The sequence below is a fragment of the Stenotrophomonas sp. 05L44_2 genome (assembly GCF_056665995.1).
The window spans coordinates 1-3,274 of sequence record NZ_JBFTNR010000486.1; the positions used below are offsets into that span (position 1 = coordinate 1).

Annotated in this window: 3 protein-coding genes; all 3 read right to left on the reverse strand. The window is 68.7% G+C overall.

Annotated elements, in window-relative coordinates:
* Window positions 1–731, reverse strand: a 731-nt coding sequence (mltG, locus tag AC1VAN_RS16155) for an endolytic transglycosylase MltG (RefSeq protein ID WP_480986186.1), incomplete at its 3' end; no start/stop codon positions are given.
* Window positions 732–859: 128 nt separating this feature from the next.
* The gene (locus AC1VAN_RS16160; RefSeq protein WP_032977353.1) at window positions 860–2,224 is read right to left on the reverse strand and encodes an aminodeoxychorismate synthase component I; all 1,365 of its coding nucleotides are present in this window, start codon (window positions 2,222–2,224) and stop codon (window positions 860–862) included.
* Between the two features lie 92 nt (window positions 2,225–2,316).
* Window positions 2,317–3,274: beta-ketoacyl-ACP synthase II (gene fabF, locus AC1VAN_RS16165; protein ID WP_480986187.1), on the reverse strand; the 958-nt coding region annotated here is incomplete at its 5' end.

Consider the following 3,274-nt stretch of genomic DNA (forward strand, 5'->3'; position numbering starts at 1 on the left):
ATCTTCAGGCGGCGCATGAACACGCCGGCAATCTGCGGTCGCTCGCTGGCCAGCGCGGTTTCCATTTCGATGATCGACGCCAGCGTCAGCAGCTCGTAGGGCGTGTTGATCGGCAGGTCCGGCGCACGGCTTTCCCAGGCTTCGTCCAGCGCCTTCTCCATCGCGCCGTGGGCACGCTTGAGYAYGTCCAGGTCRCTGTCGCCGCGCTGGTAGACGTAGGTYTCCGGCAGGAASCGGCCTTCCGGATGCTGGCCGGCGAAACCGAGGCGGTCCATCAGTGCTGCGTCATCGAGGGTGTCGGTGGTGTGCAGCAGCGGATCGGCACGCTTGAGCGCGGCGCGCAGCTGGCGGATGTTCCAGCCTTCGATGATGGTGACGCGGTGCTGCAGCACCTTGCCCGCACGCATGCGCAGCAGCAGCTCGCGCGGGGTCAGGTCCTTGCTCAGCGCGTACTCGCCCACCTTCAGCTTGCCGGCGGCATCGAGCTGGCGCGCCAGCAGTTGCCACTGGGTGTCCTGGCCCTCGTCCACGCCGGCCTCGCGCAGCTTGCGCAGCACGCTGTTCATGCCATCGCCGCTGGCGATGACCACGCTGTCCGCACTGGGGGTCAACGGCACGTCGGCAAACTGGCTCTGCTTGTAGAAGAACCATGCGCCCGCGCCGGCCACGATGGCGGCCAGCACCAGCAGCAGCGTTACCACCAACAGACACCCGCGCTTGGCTCCCGCCATGGACTACCTCTGAACTCGATTCCGTCGTGCAGGATACCGTGCCGGTGGGGCGGGGTCATGACCGGGGGCACGCGTCCGTGCCGACCAACGGTCGGCACCCACAAGCCATGCCCGGCGGCGGCAATCGATCAGCCCTGCTGCCCCAGCGCCCGCAGCAGGCCGCGGGCCTTGGCCCGGGTTTCGTCCAGTTCCTTGTCCGGGTCCGAATCGACCACGATGCCGGCTCCGGTGCGGAAGCTGACCTCGTTGCCGTCCACCTCGGCGGTGCGGATCAGGATGTTCAGGTCCAGGTCGCCATCGCGGTTCAGCCAGCCGAACGCACCGGTGTACGCGCCGCGCGGCACCTGCTCCAGTTCGCTGATGATCTGCATGCAGCGCACCTTCGGGCAGCCGGTGATGGTGCCGCCGGGGAAGGTCGCGGCGATCACCTCGCCCGGGGTGACGTCCGCGCGCAGCTGGCCGCTGACGTTGCTGACGATGTGGTGCACGTGGGCGTAGCTTTCCACGGTCATCAGCTCGTCCACCACGACCGTGCCGGGCAGGCAGATGCGGCCCAGATCGTTGCGCTCCAGGTCGATCAGCATCACGTGCTCGGCGCGCTCCTTGGGATGGCCGACCAGTTCCTGGATGCGCGCGGCATCGTCGTCGCCCTCGAAGCGCGGACGGGTGCCGGCGATCGGGCGGGTCTGTGCGTGGCCGCCATGCACCGACACCAGCCGTTCCGGCGACGAGCTGACCACATGCCGGCCGTGCGCACTGAACAGGCCGGCAAACGGCGCCGGATTGGCCCGCCGCAGCTGCGCGTACAGCGCCTGCGGGCTGACCGGTGCTGCGAAGTGCGCGCTCCAGCGCCGCGACAGGTTCACCTGGAACACGTCGCCGGCGCGCAGGTAGTCGATCACTCGGCGCACACCCTCGGTGAAGCGCTGCGGCTCGTCTTCGCGGACCGACTGCGGCGGCTGCCAGCCCTGCCCGGCCGGCGGCAGTTCACCCGCTACCAGCGCGACCAGCGAGTCCAGCAGCGCTTGCTCGCCCGCTTCGGCAATGAGGAAGCTGGCGTCGGCCTGGTGGTCATGCAGCACGGCGGCCGGGCAGCGCAGGGCAAGTGCGGTCGGTCGGCCGTCATCGCGCGCGCGCGCCGGCAGCACCGGTTCGACCTGGCTGGCCACTTCGTAATCGAGCATCAGCGCCCAGCCACCGCGGAACGGCAGCGCGTGGCCGCCGTCGTGCGGCAATCGCTGTGCCTGCCATGCGTGGTCCAGCGCCTGCAGGAAGCTGCCGGGCTGCACCGCGCCGTGCTGGTCGCGCACCTGGCCATCGGCGTCCAGCTGCAGGGTGTCGCCCTGCGCGGCCAGCAGCAGGCTCCAGCGGCCCTGCGCAGTGCCCGAGGCGGTGGACTCCATCAGCAGCGGGAAACGCGCCGGGTCGCGCTGCTGCAGGGCCAGCAGGTCGATCGGGTGCGGCAGCGGGTGGATCAGCGGGGCGTGGGTCATGGCAGCCAGTTCGGGAGACGGATACACGGAAGCCGCCTTGCGGCGGCCTCGTGGTTGGCGGAGCCGAGCATGGCTCGACCCTACCGGTGCGATCAGACGCGCTTGAAGATCAGCGTGCCGTTGGTGCCGCCGAAACCAAAACCATTCGACATCACCACGTCGACCTTGGCCTGGCGTGCTTCGTTGGGCACGTAGTCCAGGTCGCAGCCTTCGCCCGGCTGCTGCAGGTTGATGGTCGGCGGAATCACGTTGTCGCGCATTGCCAGAACCGAGAAGATCGCTTCCACGCCGCCGGCAGCGCCGAGCAGGTGGCCGGTCATCGACTTGGTGGAGCTGACCATCATCTTGTAGGCGTGGTCGCCGAAGGCGGTCTTCATCGCCATGGTCTCACCGAGGTCGCCCAGCGGGGTCGAGGTGCCATGTGCGTTGAGGTAGCCGACCTGTTCCGGGGTGACACCGGCGTCCTTCATGGCCATGGTCATGCAGCGCGCAGCGCCTTCGCCGTTCTCGCTCGGCGCGGTCATGTGGTACGCGTCGGAGCTGGCGCCGAAACCGGCCAGCTCGCAATAGATCTTCGCGCCACGCGCCTTGGCGTGCTCGTACTCTTCCAGGATCAGGATGCCGGCGCCGTCGCCCAGCACGAAGCCGTCACGGTCCTTGTCCCACGGGCGCGAGGCCTGTTCCGGAGCATCGTTGCGGGTGCTCATCGCCTTCATCGCGCAGAAGCCGCCCAGCGCCGTCGGCGAGGAGCCGCGCTCTGCACCGCCGGCCACCATCACGTCCGCATCGCCGTACTGGATCATGCGCATGGCGGTGCCGATGGAATGGTTGGAGGTGGCGCACGCCGAGACCGCCGAGAACGACGGGCCCTTCMGGCCGCTGATGATGCTCAGCTGGCCCGGCAGCATGTTGATGATGGTCTTGGGCACGTAGAAGGGAGAGATCTTCTTCCCCTCGTGGAACTCGATGGTCTGCTCTTCGATGCCGAGCAGGCCGCCGATGCCAGCGCCAACGATGGCGCCGATGCGGTCGGCATTGGCGTCGGTGATC